This window comes from Rhodoferax sp. ZS1R25 (genome assembly GCF_056521335.1).
In genome coordinates this window covers 1,789,369-1,807,711 of sequence record NZ_JBWMAZ010000001.1, presented here as the reverse complement: position 1 = coordinate 1,807,711, position 18,343 = coordinate 1,789,369, and the positions used below count along the sequence as shown (strand labels likewise).

15 protein-coding genes are annotated in these 18,343 nt (G+C 61.5%); 9 read left to right on the top strand and 6 right to left on the bottom strand.

Annotation, left to right across the window (positions count from 1 at the left end):
- Window positions 1-8 precede the first annotated feature (8 nt).
- Complete coding sequence (locus AC097R_RS08625) at window positions 9-833, bottom strand: isocitrate lyase/PEP mutase family protein (RefSeq protein WP_479597672.1); 825 nt, start codon at window positions 831-833, stop codon at window positions 9-11.
- Between the two features lie 216 nt (window positions 834-1,049).
- Between AC097R_RS08625 and AC097R_RS08620 the strand changes: the two genes are divergently transcribed.
- A complete protein-coding gene (locus AC097R_RS08620) occupies window positions 1,050-2,369 on the top strand; it encodes a DnaB-like helicase C-terminal domain-containing protein (RefSeq protein WP_479597671.1) in 1,320 nt (439 codons plus the stop codon).
- Window positions 2,370-2,795: 426 nt separating this feature from the next.
- Here the strand turns inward: AC097R_RS08620 and AC097R_RS08615 are convergent, their stop codons facing one another.
- Window positions 2,796-3,479: a hypothetical protein gene (locus tag AC097R_RS08615; protein ID WP_479597670.1), complete on the bottom strand. Its 684-nt coding sequence runs from the start codon at window positions 3,477-3,479 to the stop codon at window positions 2,796-2,798.
- A 4-nt stretch (window positions 3,480-3,483) separates the two neighbouring features.
- Window positions 3,484-4,077 (bottom strand): TIR domain-containing protein, encoded by a 594-nt coding sequence (locus tag AC097R_RS08610; protein WP_479597669.1) that lies wholly within the window; start codon window positions 4,075-4,077, stop codon window positions 3,484-3,486.
- Window positions 4,078-4,424: 347 nt separating this feature from the next.
- On the opposite strand from AC097R_RS08610, the gene AC097R_RS08605 reads away from it, so the two are divergent.
- Window positions 4,425-5,024 carry a DUF4142 domain-containing protein gene (locus tag AC097R_RS08605; protein ID WP_479597668.1) on the top strand — a complete coding sequence of 200 codons (600 nt, stop codon included), beginning with the start codon at window positions 4,425-4,427 and terminating at the stop codon, window positions 5,022-5,024.
- A 26-nt stretch (window positions 5,025-5,050) separates the two neighbouring features.
- On the opposite strand, the gene AC097R_RS08600 is transcribed toward AC097R_RS08605, so the two are convergent.
- The 3 genes from AC097R_RS08600 to AC097R_RS08590 all read right to left on the bottom strand — a co-directional run bounded on the left by AC097R_RS08600 (window position 5,051) and on the right by AC097R_RS08590 (window position 8,568).
- The gene (locus tag AC097R_RS08600) at window positions 5,051-5,401 is read right to left on the bottom strand and encodes a terminase (RefSeq protein WP_479597667.1); all 351 of its coding nucleotides are present in this window, start codon (window positions 5,399-5,401) and stop codon (window positions 5,051-5,053) included.
- 44 nt (window positions 5,402-5,445) lie between these two features.
- Window positions 5,446-7,206 (bottom strand): bifunctional protein-serine/threonine kinase/phosphatase, encoded by a 1,761-nt coding sequence (locus AC097R_RS08595; protein ID WP_479597666.1) that lies wholly within the window; start codon window positions 7,204-7,206, stop codon window positions 5,446-5,448.
- A 78-nt stretch (window positions 7,207-7,284) separates the two neighbouring features.
- On the bottom strand, window positions 7,285-8,568 hold the full coding sequence (locus tag AC097R_RS08590) for a type IV pili methyl-accepting chemotaxis transducer N-terminal domain-containing protein (RefSeq protein ID WP_479597665.1): 1,284 nt from the start codon (window positions 8,566-8,568) through the stop codon (window positions 7,285-7,287).
- A gap of 333 nt (window positions 8,569-8,901) precedes the next feature.
- Here AC097R_RS08590 and nirB point away from each other — a divergent pair, with 333 nt between their 5' ends.
- The 7 genes from nirB to AC097R_RS08555 all read left to right on the top strand — a co-directional run bounded on the left by nirB (window position 8,902) and on the right by AC097R_RS08555 (window position 18,309).
- The gene (gene nirB / locus AC097R_RS08585) at window positions 8,902-11,340 is read left to right on the top strand and encodes a nitrite reductase large subunit NirB (protein WP_479597664.1); all 2,439 of its coding nucleotides are present in this window, start codon (window positions 8,902-8,904) and stop codon (window positions 11,338-11,340) included.
- 11 nt (window positions 11,341-11,351) lie between these two features.
- Window positions 11,352-12,143, top strand: coding sequence for a type IV pili methyl-accepting chemotaxis transducer N-terminal domain-containing protein (locus AC097R_RS08580; protein WP_479597663.1), 792 nt, complete (start codon window positions 11,352-11,354; stop codon window positions 12,141-12,143).
- 78 nt (window positions 12,144-12,221) lie between these two features.
- Window positions 12,222-12,605: a nitrite reductase small subunit NirD gene (gene nirD / locus AC097R_RS08575; protein ID WP_479597662.1), complete on the top strand. Its 384-nt coding sequence runs from the start codon at window positions 12,222-12,224 to the stop codon at window positions 12,603-12,605.
- 25 nt (window positions 12,606-12,630) lie between these two features.
- A complete protein-coding gene (locus AC097R_RS08570; protein WP_479597661.1) occupies window positions 12,631-15,438 on the top strand; it encodes a nitrate reductase in 2,808 nt (935 codons plus the stop codon).
- An 18-nt stretch (window positions 15,439-15,456) separates the two neighbouring features.
- A complete protein-coding gene (gene ybiB / locus AC097R_RS08565; RefSeq protein ID WP_479597660.1) occupies window positions 15,457-16,362 on the top strand; it encodes a DNA-binding protein YbiB in 906 nt (301 codons plus the stop codon).
- Window positions 16,359-17,168 carry a uroporphyrinogen-III C-methyltransferase gene (cobA, locus tag AC097R_RS08560; RefSeq protein WP_479597659.1) on the top strand — a complete coding sequence of 270 codons (810 nt, stop codon included), beginning with the start codon at window positions 16,359-16,361 and terminating at the stop codon, window positions 17,166-17,168. The genes ybiB and cobA overlap by 4 nt, the downstream gene beginning before the upstream one ends.
- A gap of 16 nt (window positions 17,169-17,184) precedes the next feature.
- Window positions 17,185-18,309: a sterol desaturase family protein gene (locus AC097R_RS08555; RefSeq protein WP_479597658.1), complete on the top strand. Its 1,125-nt coding sequence runs from the start codon at window positions 17,185-17,187 to the stop codon at window positions 18,307-18,309.
- Window positions 18,310-18,343 lie beyond the last annotated feature (34 nt).

Sequence of the window (18,343 nt, the reverse complement as noted above, 5' to 3'; positions counted from 1 at the left end):
AAGCCCGACTACGCTTGTGAAAAAATGGCGTTGATCTCTTTGCCGGAGATCGCGTCCTTGGCATATCCGAAGGTGCCTGTGGATTGCACTTCTTGCGCGGCCCGCATCAGGGCACCGTAGGCCGCTCTGGCTAGAGAGCCGCCCAGGCTGATGCGTGCCACGCCCATGTCTTGCAGCTCCGCCACGGTGAGCTGCACGCCTTGAAACCCCATGAGCACATTCAACGGGCGGTCCACAGCACTCAGGATGGCCTGGATGTCTTCACGGGACTGGATGCCCGGTGCATACAACACGTCGGCTCCCGCATCCTGGTAGGCCTGCAGCCGGCGAATCGTGTCTTTGACATCCGGGCGGCCATAGAGGTAGTTTTCGGCGCGGGCGGTCAGCGTGAACTTGAATTTCAGCGACTGAGCGACCAGCGCCGCATTTCGAATGCGCTCGGCGGCCAGACCAATGTCGTAGATGGGTGCATCCGCATCGCCAGACGCATCTTCCAACGACCCGCCCACCACGCCCGCCTGGGCTGCCGCCAAAATGGCAACGGCAGCGTCTTGTGGCGAATCACCAAATCCGTTTTGCAGGTCGGCACTCACAGGCAGCGCGGTCGCCTGCGTGAGCTCCGCCAAATGGTGCAGCATGTCCCGCGCGTTGATGCTCAGATCGATCTTGCCCTGTGAGAAAGCAAACCCGGCCCCCGTGGACGCCAGCGCCTTGAAACCCAGATGCTCCAGCAAGCGCGCAGACCCCACGTCCCACGGATTGGGGATCACAAAGCACGATCCCTTGCGGTGCAGTTGCGCGAAGTCTTCTGCTTTTTCTTTTTGCGTTTTCATGAGTTTTAAAAGTTTGAATAGTGTGTGTGTGGGGGGCGGTTTTCGACCCGAAGCGGAAATCGACCAAAAAAGACTCATTGCCGGATAGCAGACATTCAAGACTGACTCACCTGGCGGATACGATCAACATTCGAAATGCGGAGGAACCTATCTGTCAGCGTTGGCTTTATATAACGGCCAGGCTGTTGGTCGACATTGACCGATACACTTGGTGCGATGGACTTTGACGTATTTATTAGCCATGCAAGCGAAGACAAGGAAGATCTGGCGCGTCCATTGGCTATGCAGCTGCGAGATCGCGGGCTGAAGGTATGGCTCGACGAGTCAGAACTTAAGCTTGGAGATAGTCTACGCCGATCGATTGATAACGGTCTTTCTAAGTCAAGATACGGACTTGTGATTCTGAGTCCTGAATTTCTACGGAAGGAATGGCCGCAAAAAGAACTCGATGGTTTAGTTGCCCGTGAAGACGGCACAGAAAAGGTGATTTTGCCGATCTGGCACAACGTAACACGATCTGACATCGTCGCTTACTCGCCACTGCTGGCCGACAAAATGGCTGCTCCTACATCGAAAGGCTTGGTCTATGTCGTAGATCAGATCATCAAGGCCGTTGGGGCAATTGAGGCCTCATCGGGCGGCTCTAGATCTGAGCAGTTGACTGTACAAAACCAAAGCCATGATTTTCAAGAATTGATAATTCAAATGTTGGACAGAGTCCAGGAGGCGGTTGACTCAGAGTTTCCGGGAGTAACAGGTGTACCCAGTGGGTTCTATGACCTTGACCGATTTACTGCGGGATTTCAGGCTGAATCTCTAGTTATCGTTGCTGGACGACCGTCAGTGGGGAAGACGGCGTTTGCTTTGAACATAGCAGATCATGTGGGTTGCAATGAACGAATACCTATTCTGTTTTTTTGTTCAAATGATTCAGCGGCACAAATCACGAATCGGATGGTATGTGCGTCGGGCAACATTGAACCGCATCACCTTCGTTTGGGTAAGCTTACGGATTCGGAATGGCCCTCGCTCAGTGAAGCAATAGAAAAATTGCGACACGCCTCACTGCACATCCACGATGCAAACAATTTAATCTTCGAGACAATTCAAGCCGAATGCCGACGTCTCGTGAAGTTGCAGGGCGCCCTGGGGTTAGTGATTGTTGACTCATTGCAGGGCCTAGACCAAGCAAGTCACCAAGGCGGCGACTTGGTCGACATTTGCCGACGGCTAAAAGGCCTGGCGCGGGAGATACGGTCCCCCATACTGGTAATAACTGACCTGAACAGAAACGTGGAATCTCGTCCAGATAAGAGGCCGACTCTGAGTGATCTCGGTGAAATGGGAGAGATAGATAGATTCGCCGATCTCGTACTATTCCTATATCGAGATGCAATGTACCGATCGGCACCTGCTGAAACTGAAGTCGCTGAGGTTATCGTAGCAAAGCAAAGAGACGGTTCTCCGACAGGCACGGTGAGACTTGGTTTCCGAAAAAGGATCGGCAAGTTTCAAAACCTTGCTCCCGGTCTTTAATCGATTGATGCCGAAGGAGGGCATTTTTAATACCCACTGGCGGCCCCAGCCGTCACTCGGTTTGCAGTCGTAAAGTGGATCATGGCTCCATATTTTGGAGTCAGGCTTTCTTGATACACGGGCTATTGTGCAGACAACCCTTCATTCCACCTGACGCTGTGCAATTAAGCCGCGTAGCACTGGTGAATTCAATCACTAGGCAGCGCAATCGTAGGAAATAGCGGTCCACTATTAATGACGGTTATTGGGTCGATAGAGGCCCTCGCCGTCTCGAACTGGGCGCCGAAAAACTGGCTTTCAGCGCTGTCGATGGTGAATCTCAAGTCACCATCGGTTAAATATGCCAGCGCGAATAGACTCTATGCCGCACAGCAATTGCCGACTCCAGCATTCAAAGCTCACATCCCAGGATTCTGTCACTTGACTTCAGTGCTTCTTCGTCTTGGTGAATACTACCAACTCATACATCATTTTGCGATACGCCATCAGCCGCTGATTCACTGCCAATAGATCAGCTTGCAACTCGTCGTACTTCGGATACTTTTGCTGAATCTCTTGCGGCGACTGTTCAATAAAGTCGGAATGCTCGGTTGCTTTTCCGTACCAACGTCTGAAACGCGCTTGCCATTTCGTCAGGTGTGGTCGAAGACCATCGTTCAGGACCCCAATAGACAAACGCACAATCTCTTCGGTCTCTTTGCGTCTGAACTTATTGACGGGGACGTCCTTTACGAGTTCGCGTGTGACAGTGAAGAACGTGTGCCATGAGTCGTAGACCTCCGAGATCACATCGTGCTCAAGATCAATCGGAAGGCCGATCTTCCGTGTGCTCAGTTCGACCCAAATCTTGTACGCAATCTGCCGGTCAGTTTCATTGATTGAAAGCTTTAGCTTGTTAGTGCCTATGCCGACTTCGGCCTGATCGATTTCGAACTTCTGGAACAGGTTGCGGTGTCGGATTCCCTGCCAGATAAACAGTAGCAAGAGAACAAATAGGACTGCGCCCGTCACCCAACTGCTCATGACGAAGCGAACTTCGAGCGGGCGCAGGAGGGTTAGCTGTAGCAGGGTGTCGGCTGCAGAGCTGGCAGCTTGTATGGGCTCGACCATGATGCTAGCTCCTGTTGTAGCTGAAGCGGGCGCGCACGTTGTTGATCAAATGGCTTTGGGCTTGACGACGCTGGTAGGCCTCTTCAATTGCTGTTCTAAGTTCAGCTGAGTTAGTCGGATACGGAATGCATCGGGCATAACAGGGGGTGCCATCCGCGACACCTTGTGCGTTCAAGTTGTCATTCAGTCTGAATGGGTACTGCTGGACGCCGTACGCGTAGGAAGGCAGTTTGATGCCAAGCAGTCCGTTTGCCGGGTTACCGAATCCGTTTCTAAGCGAGGCAGCAATCTCCCAATCAACGTACCGGCGCTTCCACGTGTTCTGACCGACCATGATGATGGTTACCGATGTGTTCTGCATGTACTGCTCGCGAATACGGCGCATTACGTAGTCCGTGTCGTTGCTGTTCACGATGTCGTCTGCCATGTCCAGCCCAAGTGCTCGATGGGTAAAGACTTCAGCATTCGAGTAGGTATCAAGGAACGTTTGAACCTCTAGCTCGTCAGCGTGATGGTAGGAGATAAAGCAGCGTCGCTTTGGCGGCGTTTGTGCTTCATACAGCAGTGAGGCGAGAAGACCGTGGTTGGTCGTTGCCATTGTGTGGTCTCGAATTCTTTTTTGTGTCAGCCTGGACACAGTTCACGTTGATCCATTTATTCGGGCGGTTTATTGTTGTCGGTCTCGAAACGTGCTGACACCGAAAGCAATTTATTCTTTGTTTGAAGTATATCTGTGCACTCAAGACGAGCTGCTTACAAGCAGACACTGGTCAAAGACCGAAACTGGCCCAAAGTCGAATCAACGCTTTGTTGCGACAGCCCAAGCCGCAATCAAAGTGCCAAGCATTTGCCGGCATCCTCCGACACCAAATGGGGCGAATGTCCTACAAGCATTTTCGAATGTGCGTGACACAGTCAACTCCTGTTATTTCTGCAGGAGTTTTCATGTTCACCATCTCGTCTACACATCGCAAATCCACTTCCTTGTCTCAGCGCGGAGTGCGCTCCGCGCTGCTCGCAGCCGGCATAGTTGCCGCAGTCGTGTCGCTACCTGTAGGGGCTCAAACCACCGCGCCGGCAGCTACGCCCAATGCGACCGCGCAGTCCGAACTGGCGAGCAGCGATAGCAGCATGTTGATCGATCTGGCCGCAGGTAATCGCGCAGAGGTTCAGGCCGGGCGGCTGGCACTGGAGAAATCCGAGGATGCCAAGGTCAGAGCGTTCGCACAGTCCATGATTGATGACCATGGCAAAGCCCTGACCGAAGTGGAAAGCCTGGCGCGGCAAAAGAATGTGACGTTGCCGGACGGCATTGGCGTGGGGCACAAGACCAAAGAGTTGGCTCTGAGGGCCTTGTCGGGCCAGTCATTCAATGCCCAATACATCAAGCGGGCCGGTGTGGGCGACCACGAAAGTACGGTGAAGCTGCTCAAGAAGATTCAGGCCGAGGGCAAGGATGCGGACCTGAAAGCGCTGGCCGACAAGCTGTTGCCCACTGTGGAGCACCACCTAGGGATGGCCAAGCAGCTAGATACGACGAAGTAAGCGCGATAGGCGAATTGCGCGCTGGCTCACCCCGCCTTGCGCAACGCCCGCCACCAGCCGCCCGACAGAACAAAGCGTGGAAACGTAATCCACTGCTCCAGCAGGATGCGTGAGATGGCGTTGGTGCGGCTGGAGAACGGCACGGAGGGGACGACCTCAATGCCATGCCCGCGGCCCTGCACTGCCATGGAAATCACCATGGCGGCCAGTGCCACCAGCGCAGGCACGATGGCACCATTCAGCAGCGCTACCACCAGCCCCACATTGCCCAGCAAGAACATCGGCACCACCACGATATGCATCAGCAGGTTGGCGCGGGACTGGTGGTACTGGGTGTAGCCCTCCCACTGCCAGCGCAACAGTTCACGGGTGTTCATGGTGTTTCCTTGTTCAGAATAAAAATGCGACGACTGGCAACATGCTACTTCGGCAAGAACAGCAGCCAGTACACCAGCAAAAAATTCAGCAGCACGGACACACCCAGCGCCACCTTCCAGATGGCGGTGGGGTCGCGCTGCATCAGCGGTGTGGCCAGCGGCGCGTTCAGCGGGCGGCTGGCGCCACGCTCCAGTGCCAACAAGAATTCTTCGGCCGTCTCGAACCGCTGGCGCTGGTCGCGGGCCACGGCTTTTTGCAGTACGTGGTCCAGCCAGATCGGTACCTCCGGGTTGTGGCGACTGGGGGGCGTGGGGTCGCGGTAGTAGCGGCCCACCTGGTAGGGCAGCACATCGCCATAGGGCAGCTTGCCGGTCAGCAACTGGTACAGCGTCACGCCCAGCGCAAACAGGTCGCTCTGCGCGTTGGGTAGCTGGGCCTCGCCCTCCTCCGCCTCCGTCTTGCCATTGGAGGCCTTGGTGCGAAAGCCCCATTGTTCGGGGTTTACATAGCTGGGCGTGCCCGCGTGCAGTGCGCGCATGGCGGCGGGCTCGCGCCCGCTCAGGGCCACGCCCAGGTCCAGCACGCGCAGCACGCCGTCGTCGCCCAGGTGCAGGTTGGCGGGCTTGATGTCACGGTGCACCACCCCCTGGCGGTGCAGGCGGGCCAGCGCTTTGAGCGCCTGCATGGTGTAACCCAGGGCCGTGGCCGGTGGCACGCGGCTTTGGCGGTCCAGCAGTTGCTGCAGGGTCTCACCGCCATGCCAGTCGTACAACACATAAAACGCCGAGCGTTCACGGCCATTGGGCAGCTTCTCGTGCACGGCCACCAGGTTGTCTGCCGCACGGGATGAATGCATGCGCAGCGCCAGCCAGGCCTCGTGCGCCAGCATGGCGCGCTCTTCCTGGTCGTGGGCGCGGGCCGTATTCAGGGTCTTGAGGGCGTACAGCACTTGCGTCGCCGGGTCGCGGACTTGGTAGAGCACGTTAATGCCGTTGTCGGCAATGGGCGCAGTCACCGTGAAGCCGTCCAGCGTGTCCCCCACCTTCAGGCGCCCGGGAATGGGTAGGGCCTGGGCCATGCGGTTGGCATCCGCCAGCGTGGCCTCCAGCAGGCCCCGCACGCGCACCACCATGGCCGATACGTTGTCGTTGCTGCCCTTGGCCAGCGCCTGGTCCACCAGCTTTTGGGCGGCCTCGCGTGCATCGGCCATGGCGGCGTAGTCGGGCAGGCGGCGGGCCGACACTTCGCCATGCACCCCATCGGTCAGCAAGATGAACACATCACCCACCTGCAGGTCGCCCTGCAGGTAGTCCACCACCAGGTGGTCTTCGGCGCCCACCGAGCGCAGCAGTTGGTGCTTCAGGTCGGGGTGGTTGACCACGTGGTCTTGGGTGAGCAGGGTGGCCTTGCCGTCGCGCACCAGGTAGCAGCGGGCATCGCCCACATGGGCCAGCGTGTACGACTGGCCGCGCAGCACCAGGGCGGTCAGCGTGGTCAGGCCCATGGCGGGCTGGCGGCGCCGGTTGATGCCGCACAGCCAGGCGTTTTGCGCGGCAATGATGCGGTCCAGCGCCACCGTGGTGTCCCAGGTTTCGGGCGTGCCAAAGTAGTCGCGCACCAAGCTGGTCACCGTGGTTTGGGCGGCCTCGCGGCCCATGCCACCGGCGCTCACGCCGTCGGCAATGGCGACGATGGAGCCCATGTCCTCTTGCCCCTGGGTGGGCAGCATGGCGGCGCAGAAGTCTTCGTTAAGAGGTTTGCGCCCGGCCAGGGACGCAAAGCCAATGTCTATGTCAAATGCCATGCACCAAGATAAGCAATTTCAGTGCCGAATTCTGTTGCAGCGCACCAAAACCGTGCTGGTTAACCCTTAACCGGGGTTTCATCCCACCAGCATTTGCATGCTGTGCTCGTAGTGGCCGGACAGCTGCTCGAACAGGGCCAGCAGGGTTTCGCTGCCCGCGGCCAGGTCTTCCAGCCGGGCGCCGCGCTTGGCAGGGCTCAGGCGCTGAGCGTCTTGCGCAGCGGCCACCATTTGCAGCCAGGCTACACCCGCGGCGCCCAGGGCCTCATGGATGGCGGGGGTGCTCAGCGGCAGGCCATTGAGGTAGGTGAGCGCTTTTTCAAACTCTTGCTGGGCGGCGCGCATGCCGGCCTGGGCCAGCTCCACCGCAACGCCCTCACCCTCCAGCGCCAGCAGCGCGTACTTGCTGAAGCGCTGTGACAGCATGCGCTGGCGCCCTGCCAGGTTCAACACCTGCAGGGGCGCGGCCGCGCCCGAGCTTTCCAGGCTGGCAGTCAGGCGCTCGGCGCCCATCAACAGCGCCTCAGCCTCGTACTCCACCGCCTGGGTGCCGCCCTGGGCCAGCGCGGCCTTCAGCAGCTCCCAGGTTTGGGCTACTTGCTCCAGCAGGTCGCCATAGGTGGGCTGCGACAGGTTTTTGCGCAGCAGCGCAAAGTTGCTGTCCACCCACTGCACCGATTCCTGCAGCAGCGTGGCGTGCTGGGCGGCCTGCACCTGTGCGGCCTGCAGCAGGTGCAGCTTGACCAGCCGCTGCGACAGCATGCGCAACTGGCCTGAGCGGTTCACCACCTCGGCAAAGTGGGCCGACTGAATAATGTGCTGCGACAGCTGGCCCATGCGCTGGTTGGAGCTCATGGCGGCCGAGCGCAGGGTGCGGAAGGCGTCGTCGTCCGACAGGTGCTGGGCCCGCATCAGGATGCCCTTGGCCCGGTCCACCGCCTTGCGCTCTTCAAACCGGGTGGCAATCTCTTCATAGGCTTGGCGCTGTTGCTCCGCCTTTTGAAAGCGCGCCTGCGCCAAATGGATGAGCGGGCGCAGCCGGTTGGCGCCATAGCCATTCACCACATAGGCATGCACGCCGCATTCGGTGGCCTGCACGATGTGGCTGGCGTCGCTGTCCGTGGTGAACACCATCAACGCGCACGGCACGGTTTGGCCCACCACCTGCAGCGCCTGGAACCAGGCGGCCGTGGGCACCGGCACATCACAGATCACCACATCTGGTGCGTGCAGCACCACGCCCTGCACCAACTTGCTGCAATCGTCTACCGTGGCCAGCACCACAATGCCCGCCGCCTGCAGGTCGGCAGCCAGCGTGGGCGCAGTCTTTTGGCGGGCGGAGCACAGCAGGGCGGAGGTCATAAAAAGTCAGAGTTAGCTAGGGACAACGGGGCTTGCGGGCGATTCTGGGTCACGCAATTCGCGCACCACACATGCGGCTCGCAGAGGCTGGGGCAGACAGGTTCCGATCATATGGCACAGCTCTTGCATTAGCTGAGCCGGGCGCAACGACGCGTCCAAACGAGATGACAGCCATGCCGGTTCTGCGCACAACGACGTCGCGCAGTCGCAGTCTGTCCAACGCCAGTGCTTGCTGGTGCGCCTTTGCATAAGGCGCGGATCTCCTCTACCCCCTATTTTTGGCATGTGGCACAGCTACATCCGCAAAGTCTTCTCGTTCTTGGAGTGGCTACTATGAAAAAATCGAAACTGGTAATGATTGGCAACGGCATGGCCGGCGTGCGCACCATTGAGGAATTGCTCAAGGTAGCCCCGGACTTGTACGACATCACCGTCTTTGGCGCAGAACCCCACCCCAACTACAACCGCATCTTGCTGAGCCCGGTGCTGGCTGGCGAGCAGACGCTGGACGAGATCGTGCTGAACTCCTTCGAGTGGTACACCGACAACCACATCACGCTGCACGCCGGCAAAAAAGTGGTGGAAGTAGACCGCGTGAAGCGCATCGTCAAGGCGTCTGACGGCACCGAAGCCGAATACGACCGCCTGCTGATCTGCACCGGCTCCAACCCCTTCATCCTGCCCATTCCCGGCAAAGACCTGGAAGGCGTGATCGCCTACCGCGACATTGCCGACACCAACGCCATGATCGACGCGGCCACCAAGTACAAGCACGCGGTGGTCATCGGTGGCGGCCTGTTGGGCCTGGAAGCGGCCAACGGCCTGATGCTGCGTGGCATGACCGTGAGCGTGGTGCACGTGATGCCCACGCTGATGGAGCGCCAGCTGGACACCGTGGCCGGCGGCCTGCTGCGCAAGTCGCTGGAAGAGCGTGGCCTGCGGTTCCTGATGGGTGCGCAAACCCAGGAGCTGGTGGGTGGCGAAGATGGCCGCGTCCAGAGCATCAAGTTCAAGGACGGCACCGAAGTACCGGCCGACCTGGTGGTGATGGCAGTGGGCATTCGCCCCAACACCGAGCTGGCCGCCAGCATGCGCCTGCATGTGGACCGCGGCATTGTGGTGACCGACACCATGCAAACCGTGACCGACGCCCGCATTTACAGCGTGGGCGAATGCGCTGCCCACCGCGGCATTGCCTATGGTCTGGTGGCGCCCCTGTTTGAGCAGGCCAAAGTGGCCGCCAACCACCTCGCCATGTACGGCATTGGTCGCTACACCGGCTCGCTCACGTCCACCAAACTGAAGGTGACAGGCATTGACCTGTTCTCCGCCGGCGACTTCACCGGCGGCGAAGGTACCGAAGAGATCGTGATGAGCGACCCCTTTGGCGGCGTCTACAAAAAGCTGGTCATCAAGAATGACAAGCTGGTGGGTGCCTGCATGTACGGCGACACCGTGGACGGTAGCTGGTACTTCAAGATGCTGCGCGACGGCCGCAGCATTGCCGACATCCGCGACAAGCTGATGTTTGGCGAAAGCGGCTCCAACATTGGCGACGTGGGCCACCAGGGCCAGAACAAGGCCGCGGCCATGGCCGACAGCGACGAAGTCTGCGGCTGCAACGGCGTGAGCAAAGGCACCATCTGCAAGGCCATCAAGGAAAAAGGCCTGTTCACCCTGGACGAGGTGAAGAAGCACACCAAGGCCAGCGCCTCCTGCGGTTCGTGCACCGGCCTGGTCGAACAGATCATCATGTTCACGGCCGGCGGCGACTACTCCGCAACGCCCAAGAAGAAGGCCATGTGCAGTTGCACCGAGCACAGCCATCAGGAAGTGCGCGACGCCATCTTCAAGGAAAAATTCCTCACCATCGCCCAAGTGCAACAGGGCATGGGTTGGAAGACCCCCAACGGCTGCTCCAGCTGCCGCCCTGCACTGAACTACTACCTGATCTCCAGCTGGCCCAAGCAAGCCAAGGACGATCCGCAAAGCCGCTTCATCAACGAGCGCAGCCACGCCAACATCCAGAAGGACGGCACCTACTCCGTCATCCCGCGGATGTGGGGCGGCGAGACCACAGCCAACGAGCTGCGCAAGATTGCCGACGCAGTGGACAAGTACAAGATCCCCACCGTCAAGGTGACGGGCGGCCAGCGTATCGACTTGCTGGGCGTGAAGAAGGAAGACCTGGTGAGCGTGTGGAAAGACATCGGCATGCCCAGCGGCCACGCCTACGCCAAGGCCCTGCGCACGGTAAAGACCTGCGTGGGCAGTGAGTGGTGCCGCATGGGCACGCAGGACAGCACCCAGATGGGCAAGGACCTGGAGCGCGCCCACTGGCGCATGTATGCACCGCACAAGGTCAAGTACGCCGTCTCCGGCTGCCCGCGCAATTGTGCTGAGGCCGGCATCAAGGACGTAGGCATCATTGGTGTGGACAGTGGCTGGGAGATGTACATCGCCGGCAACGGCGGCATCAAGACCGAGGTGGCGCATTTCTTCGTCAAGCTCAAAACGACCGAAGAAGTGCTGGAGTACACCGGTGCCTTCATGCAGCTCTACCGCAAGGAAGGCTGGTACCTGGAGCGCACGGTGCACTATGTGAGCCGCGTGGGCCTGGACTATGTGAAGAAGCGGATTCTGGAAGACGCCGAAGGCCGCAAGGCCCTGAACGAAGAACTGCTATTCGCACTGGATGGTGAGCCCGATCCCTGGTTTGACTTCCAGGACGCACAAGTCGACACCCGCCAGTTCGAAGCCGTCAAAGCCTGAGGGCCACTGCCATGCAACGCAGAACCCTGATTGCTGTGGCCGCCGCTGGCGGGCTGGGTCTGGCACTGCCAGCCCAGGCCCAGGTGGTGGACCTGAGCGACGCCATCAACAAGGCCGGGCGCCAGCGCATGCTGAGCCAGCGCATGGGCAAGGCTTGGCTGGCCCTGCTGCAAAACGTGGAAAAAACCAGCGCACAAACCGTGCTGGACAAGTCCATGGCGCTGTTTGACCGCCAGCTCGCCGAGCTCAAGGGCTTTGCCCCCACACCCGAGGTGCAGGCCACCTACGGCAAGCTCGACGCAGCCTGGTCCGAGTACAAGACCGCGCTGGTGGGCAAAAGCCCCACCCGCGAAAACGCCGGCAGCCTGCTACAGCTGGACGCCAAGGTGCTGGCCCTGGCCCACCAGGGCACGGTGCAGTACGAGGCGGCACTGGCCAAGCCCGTGGGCAAGCTGGTGAACATTGCAGGGCGCCAGCGCATGCTGAGCCAGCGCATGGCCAAGTTCTACCTGGCCGCCACACTGCCGGTGGACGCCAGCGTGGCCACGGCCGAGATCGGCAAGGCACGCAACGAGTTCATCGCCGCCATGGAGCTGCTGCGCAACGCGCCCGAAGCCACCATGCGCATCAAGGACGAGCTCATGCTGGCCGATGCGCAGTGGGTGTTCTTCGACATGGCCCTCAAGCAGCTGCAAGAAGGTGCACAACGCCCCCGGCCCATGGCCGAGGTGTTCATCAGCAGCGAAAACCTGCTGGCGGTGATGGACCGGGTGACCGGCATGTACTCCAGCCTCAAAGCGTAAATTTATACAAAATAAGCCTCTAGCCCCCGCTAACATTGCGCGGGCAGCTACCAAAACAATAGCATTAGGAAGAACAAAATGACCGAATGGACCCTGATCTGCAAGCTGAAAGACATCCCCGTACTGGGCTCACGCCGTGTGGAACGCGCCAGCGGGTTGGACGTGGCGGTGTTCCGCAACACGCAGGACGAAGTGTTTGCGCTGTTGGACCGCTGCCCGCACAAGGGCGGCCCGCTGAGCCAGGGCATTGTGTTTGGCACCAGCGTGGCATGCCCCTTGCACAACTGGACCATTGGCCTGTGCGATGGGCAGGCCAGTGCCCCTGATGAAGGCTGCACGCCCAAGTTCGAAGTCAAGCTCGACGCCGGCCAGGTCTTCCTCAAGTCTGCTGAACTGCAAGGCCACGCCACCGACCTGGTGCGCCCGATTGCCGGACCCGCCCGCCGCAACGCCACCGCCTGACCGTAAAAAAGAAGGACACGTAAGCATGACCGAAACGCGCTCCACCTGCCCGTACTGTGGTGTCGGCTGCGGCGTCATCATCGAGTCGCAGGGCGCGCAAATCACAGGCGTGCGGGGCGACCCCGACCACCCGGCCAACTTCGGTCGCCTGTGCTCCAAGGGCTCCACGCTGCACCTGACGGCCAGCGAACCCGTCACCCTGCAAACCCGCCTGCTGCAGCCGCTGCAGCGCCTGCAGCGCGGTGCCACGCCCCAGGCCGTGTCGTGGGACAGCGCGCTCTCGCTGGCCACCGACCAGTTCGCCCGCGTGGTGCGCGACCATGGGTCCGATGCCGTGGGCTTTTATGTGAGCGGCCAGCTGCTGACGGAGGACTACTACGTCTTCAACAAGCTGGCCAAGGGCCTGATTGGCACCAACAACATCGACACCAACTCGCGCCTGTGCATGAGCAGTGCCGTGGCCGGCTACAAGAAGACGCTGGGCGCCGACGCCCCGCCCGCCTGCTACGACGACGTGAACCACGCGCAGACGATCTTCATCGTCGGCTCCAACACCGCATTCGCCCACCCCATCCTGTTTCGCCGCATCGAAGACGCCAAGCGCAAGAACCCCGCGCTGAAGATCGTGGTGGCCGATGTGCGCCGCACCGACACGGTAGAGCTGGCCGACCTGTTCCTGCAGATCCAGCCCGGCACCGATGTGATGCTGTTCAACGGCATGCTGCACCTGATGCTGTGGGAAGGCTGGACCAACCCGGCCTTCATTGCCGCGCACACCACGGGCTTTGAAGACCTCAAGGCCACGGTGCGCGACTACACGCCCGACGCTGTGGCCCAGACCTGCGGCATCACCCAGGCCGACCTGCTGGAAGCCGCGCGCCTGTTTGCCCAGAGCCCGGCCACGCTGAGCCTGTACTGCCAAGGCCTGAACCAGTCCAGCAGCGGCACCGCCAAAAACACCGCCCTCATCAACCTGCACCTGGCCACCGGCCAGATCGGCAAGCCCGGCGCCGCCCCGTTCTCACTGACCGGCCAGCCCAACGCCATGGGCGGACGCGAAGTGGGCGGCCTGGCCAACCTGCTTTCCGCCCACCGCGACTTGGCCAACCCCGCGCACCGCGCCGAAGTGGCTGCGCTGTGGGGCGTGCCATCCGTGCCCGACAAGCCCGGCAAGACCGCGGTAGAGATGTTCCAGGCCGCGGCCGATGGTGAGATCAAGGCCCTGTGGATTGCCTGCACCAACCCCGCGCAAAGCATGCCCGACCAGGCCACCGTGCGCCGCGCGCTGGAGCGTGCCGAGTTTGTGGTGGTGCAAGAGGCCTTTGCCACCACGGCCACCGCCCGCTACGCCGACCTGCTGCTGCCCGCCACCACCTGGGGCGAAAAAGAAGGCACGGTCACCAACAGCGAACGCCGCATCAGCCGTGTGCGCGCCGCCGTCGTGCCGCCGGGCGCACCCGACACCGCCCCGCGCCACGACTGGGCCATTGCCACCGACTTCGCGCAGCGCCTGGAACGCGCGCTGGGCCGCGCCCCTGCCAGCGGCACGCTGTTCCCCTACCCCACGGCCGAATCGGTGTGGAACGAGCACCGCGAATCCACCCGCGGTCGCGACCTGGACATCACCGGCATGGACTACACCCAGCTGGACGCCAAGCCCCTGCAGTGGCCCATGCCCGAAGGCGCCAGCACCGGCAAGGTGCGCCTGTACGAAGACGGCGTATTCCCCACGCCCGACGGCCGCGCCCGCTTTGTGAATGCGGAGTACCGCGGCGTGGCCGAGCCGCGCGAGGCCCGCTACCCCTTCTCATTGACCACGGGCCGCCTGCGCGACCAGTGGCACGGCATGAGCCGCACCGGCACACTGGGCCGCCTGTTTGGCCATGTGCGCGAGCCGGTGCTGCAAATGCACCCGCAAGACATGGCGCGCCGCCTGATTGCAGAAAACGACCTGGTGCACGTCACCTCGCGCCGCGGCTCCATCCTGGTGCCGGTGCAAGCCAGTGCGGAGGTGGGCATGAGCCAGGTGTTCATGGCCATGCACTGGGGCGAAGAATATTTGAGCGGCGTGAGCGCCACGGGCTCGCGCCTGGCCGGCGTGAACGCGCTGACCACCTCGGCCTATTGCCCGGACTCCAAGCAGCCCGAGTTCAAGCACGCCGCCGTGAAGGTGCTCAAGGCCGACATGCCCTGGACCCTGCTGGCCATTGCCTGGCTGCCCGCCAACGAAGTGCTGGCGGCGCGCAGCGCGTTGCAAGCGCTGATGGGCCGCTTTGCCTTCGCCAGCTGCGTGCCGTTTGGCAGCGCCGGAGATTCCAAGGGCCATGAGCGCAGCGGTGTGCTGTTCCGCGCGGCCCACACAGAGGCCGCGTCGGACGAGGTGTTGCAAGAGATCGAAGCGCTGCTGCAACTGAATGGCGCTGATGTGGTGCGCTACGCCGACAAGAAGCGCGGCCAGCGCCGCGCCGTGCGCCTGCAGCGCGCCACGGTCAACGCCACGCTGGAAGGCTTCATGCTGGCCGGCGACACGCGCGCCCAAAGCTGGATGACCACGCTGCTGCAAGACGAGCAGCCCGCACAAAACTACGGCCGTGCCCTGCTGGCGCCCGGTGCCACGCCGCCTCTGCCCGTGCAGTCGCGCGGCAAGGTGGTGTGCACCTGCTTCAACGTGACCGACAGCGCCATCGACGCCACACTGGCCAACTGCACCGGTTTTGCCGCCGACCGCCTGGCCACGCTGCAAGGCGCGCTGAAGTGCGGTACCAACTGCGGCTCCTGCGTGCCCCAGCTGCAGCGCATGGTGCGCGCCAGCATGGAGCCGACCACTGCCTGAGTCACGGACAATCGCCCCATGGCTATTGGCAACTACATCAAAGAAATCGGGCGCGGCAAAGACGGCGCCCGCCCCCTCACCCGTGCACAGGCAGACGACCTCTTCGGTCAGGTGCTGGACGGCACCGTCACCGACCTGGAGATAGGCGCGTTCTGTCTGGCCATGCGCATCAAGGGCGAGACCGCCGACGAGATGGCGGGTTTTCTGGACGCCACGCGCCGCCGCATGGCGCTGCTGCCGGCCAGTGCCCAGCCCGTGGTCGTCATCCCCAGCTACAACGGTGCGCGCAAGCTGCCGCTGCTCACGCCGCTGCTGGCGCTGCTGCTGGCACGTGAAGGTCTGCCCGTGCTGATCCACGGCGCCGCCACCGAAGACCGCCGGGTTTTTATATCGGAAGTGCTCGCAGCCCTCGACATACCTGCGCAAGCAGCTATCAATTCCGTAGCACCCGGTACGGTGGCGTTTGTGCCCACCGCATTGCTGTGCCCCGGCCTGCAGCGCCTGCTGGATGTGCGCCGCGTGGTGAACCTGCGCAACCCGGCACACAGCCTGGTCAAGCTCATGAACCCGGTGGATGGCCCGGCACTGCTGGTCAGCAGCTACACCCACCCCGAATACGCCATTTCCATGGCGGAGACACTGGCCCTGGTGCAGTCGAACGCGCTGCTGATCCGCGGCACCGAGGGCGAGGCCGTGGCCGACCCGCGCCGCACGCCCAAGATGCAAGCGTTCATGCACGGCCAGTCCACCGATTTGCATGCCTACCAAGCCGGCTCGCTCACCGAACTGCCCGAGTTGCCCACGGGCACCGACGCCGCCAGCACCGCGGCCTACATTCGTGCCGTGCTGGCGGGCAGCCAGCCCGTGCCCGCGCCGATTGCGCACCAAGTGGCCCACATTTTGCAAATGCACCGCAGCCTATGACACACGACCTTTCCAGCACCCCTTCCAGCGGCCACGTCACCCTCGTCGGTGCCGGCCCCGGCGACCCCGAGTTGCTCACACTCAAAGCCCTCAAGGCCATCCAGCAAGCCACCGTGCTGCTGGTGGACGACCTGGTGAACGAGGCCATCGTGGCCCACGCCCAACCCGGTGCACGCATCATCCATGTGGGCAAGCGCGGCGGCTGCAAATCCACTCCGCAGTCCTTCATCGAACGCCTGATGATCACGGCCGCACTGGAAGGCGAAAACGTGGTGCGCCTCAAGGGCGGTGACCCCTTTATCTTCGGCCGTGGTGGCGAAGAGGTGGAGCATCTGCAGGACGCCGGCGTGCGTGTGTCGGTCATCAACGGCATCACTGCCGGCCTGGCCGCGGTCACCTCGCTCAACGTGCCGCTCACGCACCGCGAACACGCGCATGGCGTGGTGTTTGTCACCGGCCACGCCAAGCCCGGCGACAGCGGCACCGACTGGCCCGCACTGGCCGCCGCGGCAGACCAGGCCAAGCTCACGCTGGTGATCTACATGGGCGTGAGCGGCGCGGCCGACATCCAGCACGGCCTGTTGCAGGGCCTGCCGTCTGACACCCCCGTGGCCATCATCCAGAACGCCAGCCTGCCCACCCAGCGCCATGCGGTGTGCGCGCTGCACGCGCTGCAAGCCACCATCGTGCGCGAAGAATTGGCCAGCCCCAGCGTGATTGTGGTGGGCAATGTGGTGCTGGGCATCCAGGCTGCAGCGGGTTCCGAGACCTCCCAGGAGTTGACTAAACTGCAGGCCTATTCATAACAAGGGGAGGCACTGCATGCTGGAGAAGCTGAACGAACTCACGGAGAGCCACGGCTCTCTGCAACGTGGCCACGGAATGGTGTCTGGCGTCATCGCGCTGTCACTGGCGATTCTGTGTTTTCTGGGCGTGCTGGCCTTCCACTTCCCCGAGTACCTCACCACGCCCATGCTGCGCAAAAGCTACGACGTGGACATGATCCGCAGAGTCATGTTTGCCGCCATGGTGGCTGCCGGTGGCATGTCGCTGGTGAACGTGCTGTTCAACCGCGCACGCTGGCTCTCCGGCTTTGCATTTTTGCTGGTCGCACTCACCGCGGTGTTGGGTGGCAGCAAGGTGCCGGTGAATGACTTTGCCGACAACACGCCCTACATCGGGCTGGACTGGTTCATTCTCGATTTGCTGGGCTCGTCACTGATCTTCATCTTTGTGGAAAAGCTGTTTGCGCTGCGCAAACACCAACCTGTGTTCCGCCCCGAATGGCAAACCGACTTTCACCACTTCATCGTGAACCACATGGTGGTGGGCTTCATCATGCTGGCCACCAACCTGCTGGTGCACAAGCTGTTTGGCTGGGCCGCCAAAGACGGCATCCAGGCCTGGGTGCACGATCTGCCTTTTGTCGTAGCCGTGTTGCTCATCATTCTGGTGGCCGATCTGGTTCAGTACTGGACGCACCGCGCCTACCATGAGGTCCCTTTGCTATGGCGCCTGCACGCAGTGCACCACAGCACCAAGCACATGGACTGGCTGGCCGGCTCGCGCCAACACATCGTCGAGCTGCTGATCACACGCACGATGGTGCTGGCGCCCATTTTCGTGCTCGGCTTTTCCAAGGAAGTGATTGACACCTACATCGTCATCGTCGGCTTCCAGGCCGTGTTCAACCATGCGAATGTGAGCGTGCGACTGGGGCCTCTGCGCTACGTGATCGTCACGCCCAACTTCCACCACTGGCACCACTCGCAGGATGACGAGGCCATCGACAAGAACTACGCCGCGCACTACGCCTTCATCGACTACCTCTTCGGCACCGCCGTGAAATCGGACCGCAAGTGGCCGGACCAATACGGCGTGGTGGGTGACTACGTGCCCAATGGCTTCCTCAAGCAGCTCAAATTTCCATTCGTGTGGAAGGGCTAGGAAATACTAGGGTAACTACTTAGTTCGGGCATCG

Excerpts from the sequence above, each read along its gene's own strand:
- AC097R_RS08610 (WP_479597669.1), bottom strand. The coding sequence starts at position 4,077 with ATGGCAACGACCAACCACGGTCTTCTCGCCTCACTGCTGTATGAAGCA.
- AC097R_RS08600 (WP_479597667.1), bottom strand. The coding sequence starts at position 5,401 with ATGAACACCCGTGAACTGTTGCGCTGGCAGTGGGAGGGCTACACCCAG.
- AC097R_RS08580 (WP_479597663.1), top strand. The coding sequence starts at position 11,352 with ATGCAACGCAGAACCCTGATTGCTGTGGCCGCCGCTGGCGGGCTGGGT.
- cobA (WP_479597659.1), top strand. The coding sequence starts at position 16,359 with ATGACACACGACCTTTCCAGCACCCCTTCCAGCGGCCACGTCACCCTC.
- AC097R_RS08555 (WP_479597658.1), top strand. The coding sequence starts at position 17,185 with ATGCTGGAGAAGCTGAACGAACTCACGGAGAGCCACGGCTCTCTGCAA.
- AC097R_RS08615 (WP_479597670.1), bottom strand. The coding sequence starts at position 3,479 with ATGGTCGAGCCCATACAAGCTGCCAGCTCTGCAGCCGACACCCTGCTA.
- nirD (WP_479597662.1), top strand. The coding sequence starts at position 12,222 with ATGACCGAATGGACCCTGATCTGCAAGCTGAAAGACATCCCCGTACTG.
- AC097R_RS08570 (WP_479597661.1), top strand. The coding sequence starts at position 12,631 with ATGACCGAAACGCGCTCCACCTGCCCGTACTGTGGTGTCGGCTGCGGC.
- AC097R_RS08595 (WP_479597666.1), bottom strand. The coding sequence starts at position 7,206 with ATGGCATTTGACATAGACATTGGCTTTGCGTCCCTGGCCGGGCGCAAA.
- nirB (WP_479597664.1), top strand. The coding sequence starts at position 8,902 with ATGAAAAAATCGAAACTGGTAATGATTGGCAACGGCATGGCCGGCGTG.
- AC097R_RS08605 (WP_479597668.1), top strand. The coding sequence starts at position 4,425 with ATGTTCACCATCTCGTCTACACATCGCAAATCCACTTCCTTGTCTCAG.
- AC097R_RS08625 (WP_479597672.1), bottom strand. The coding sequence starts at position 833 with ATGAAAACGCAAAAAGAAAAAGCAGAAGACTTCGCGCAACTGCACCGC.
- AC097R_RS08590 (WP_479597665.1), bottom strand. The coding sequence starts at position 8,568 with ATGACCTCCGCCCTGCTGTGCTCCGCCCGCCAAAAGACTGCGCCCACG.
- ybiB (WP_479597660.1), top strand. The coding sequence starts at position 15,457 with ATGGCTATTGGCAACTACATCAAAGAAATCGGGCGCGGCAAAGACGGC.
- AC097R_RS08620 (WP_479597671.1), top strand. The coding sequence starts at position 1,050 with ATGGACTTTGACGTATTTATTAGCCATGCAAGCGAAGACAAGGAAGAT.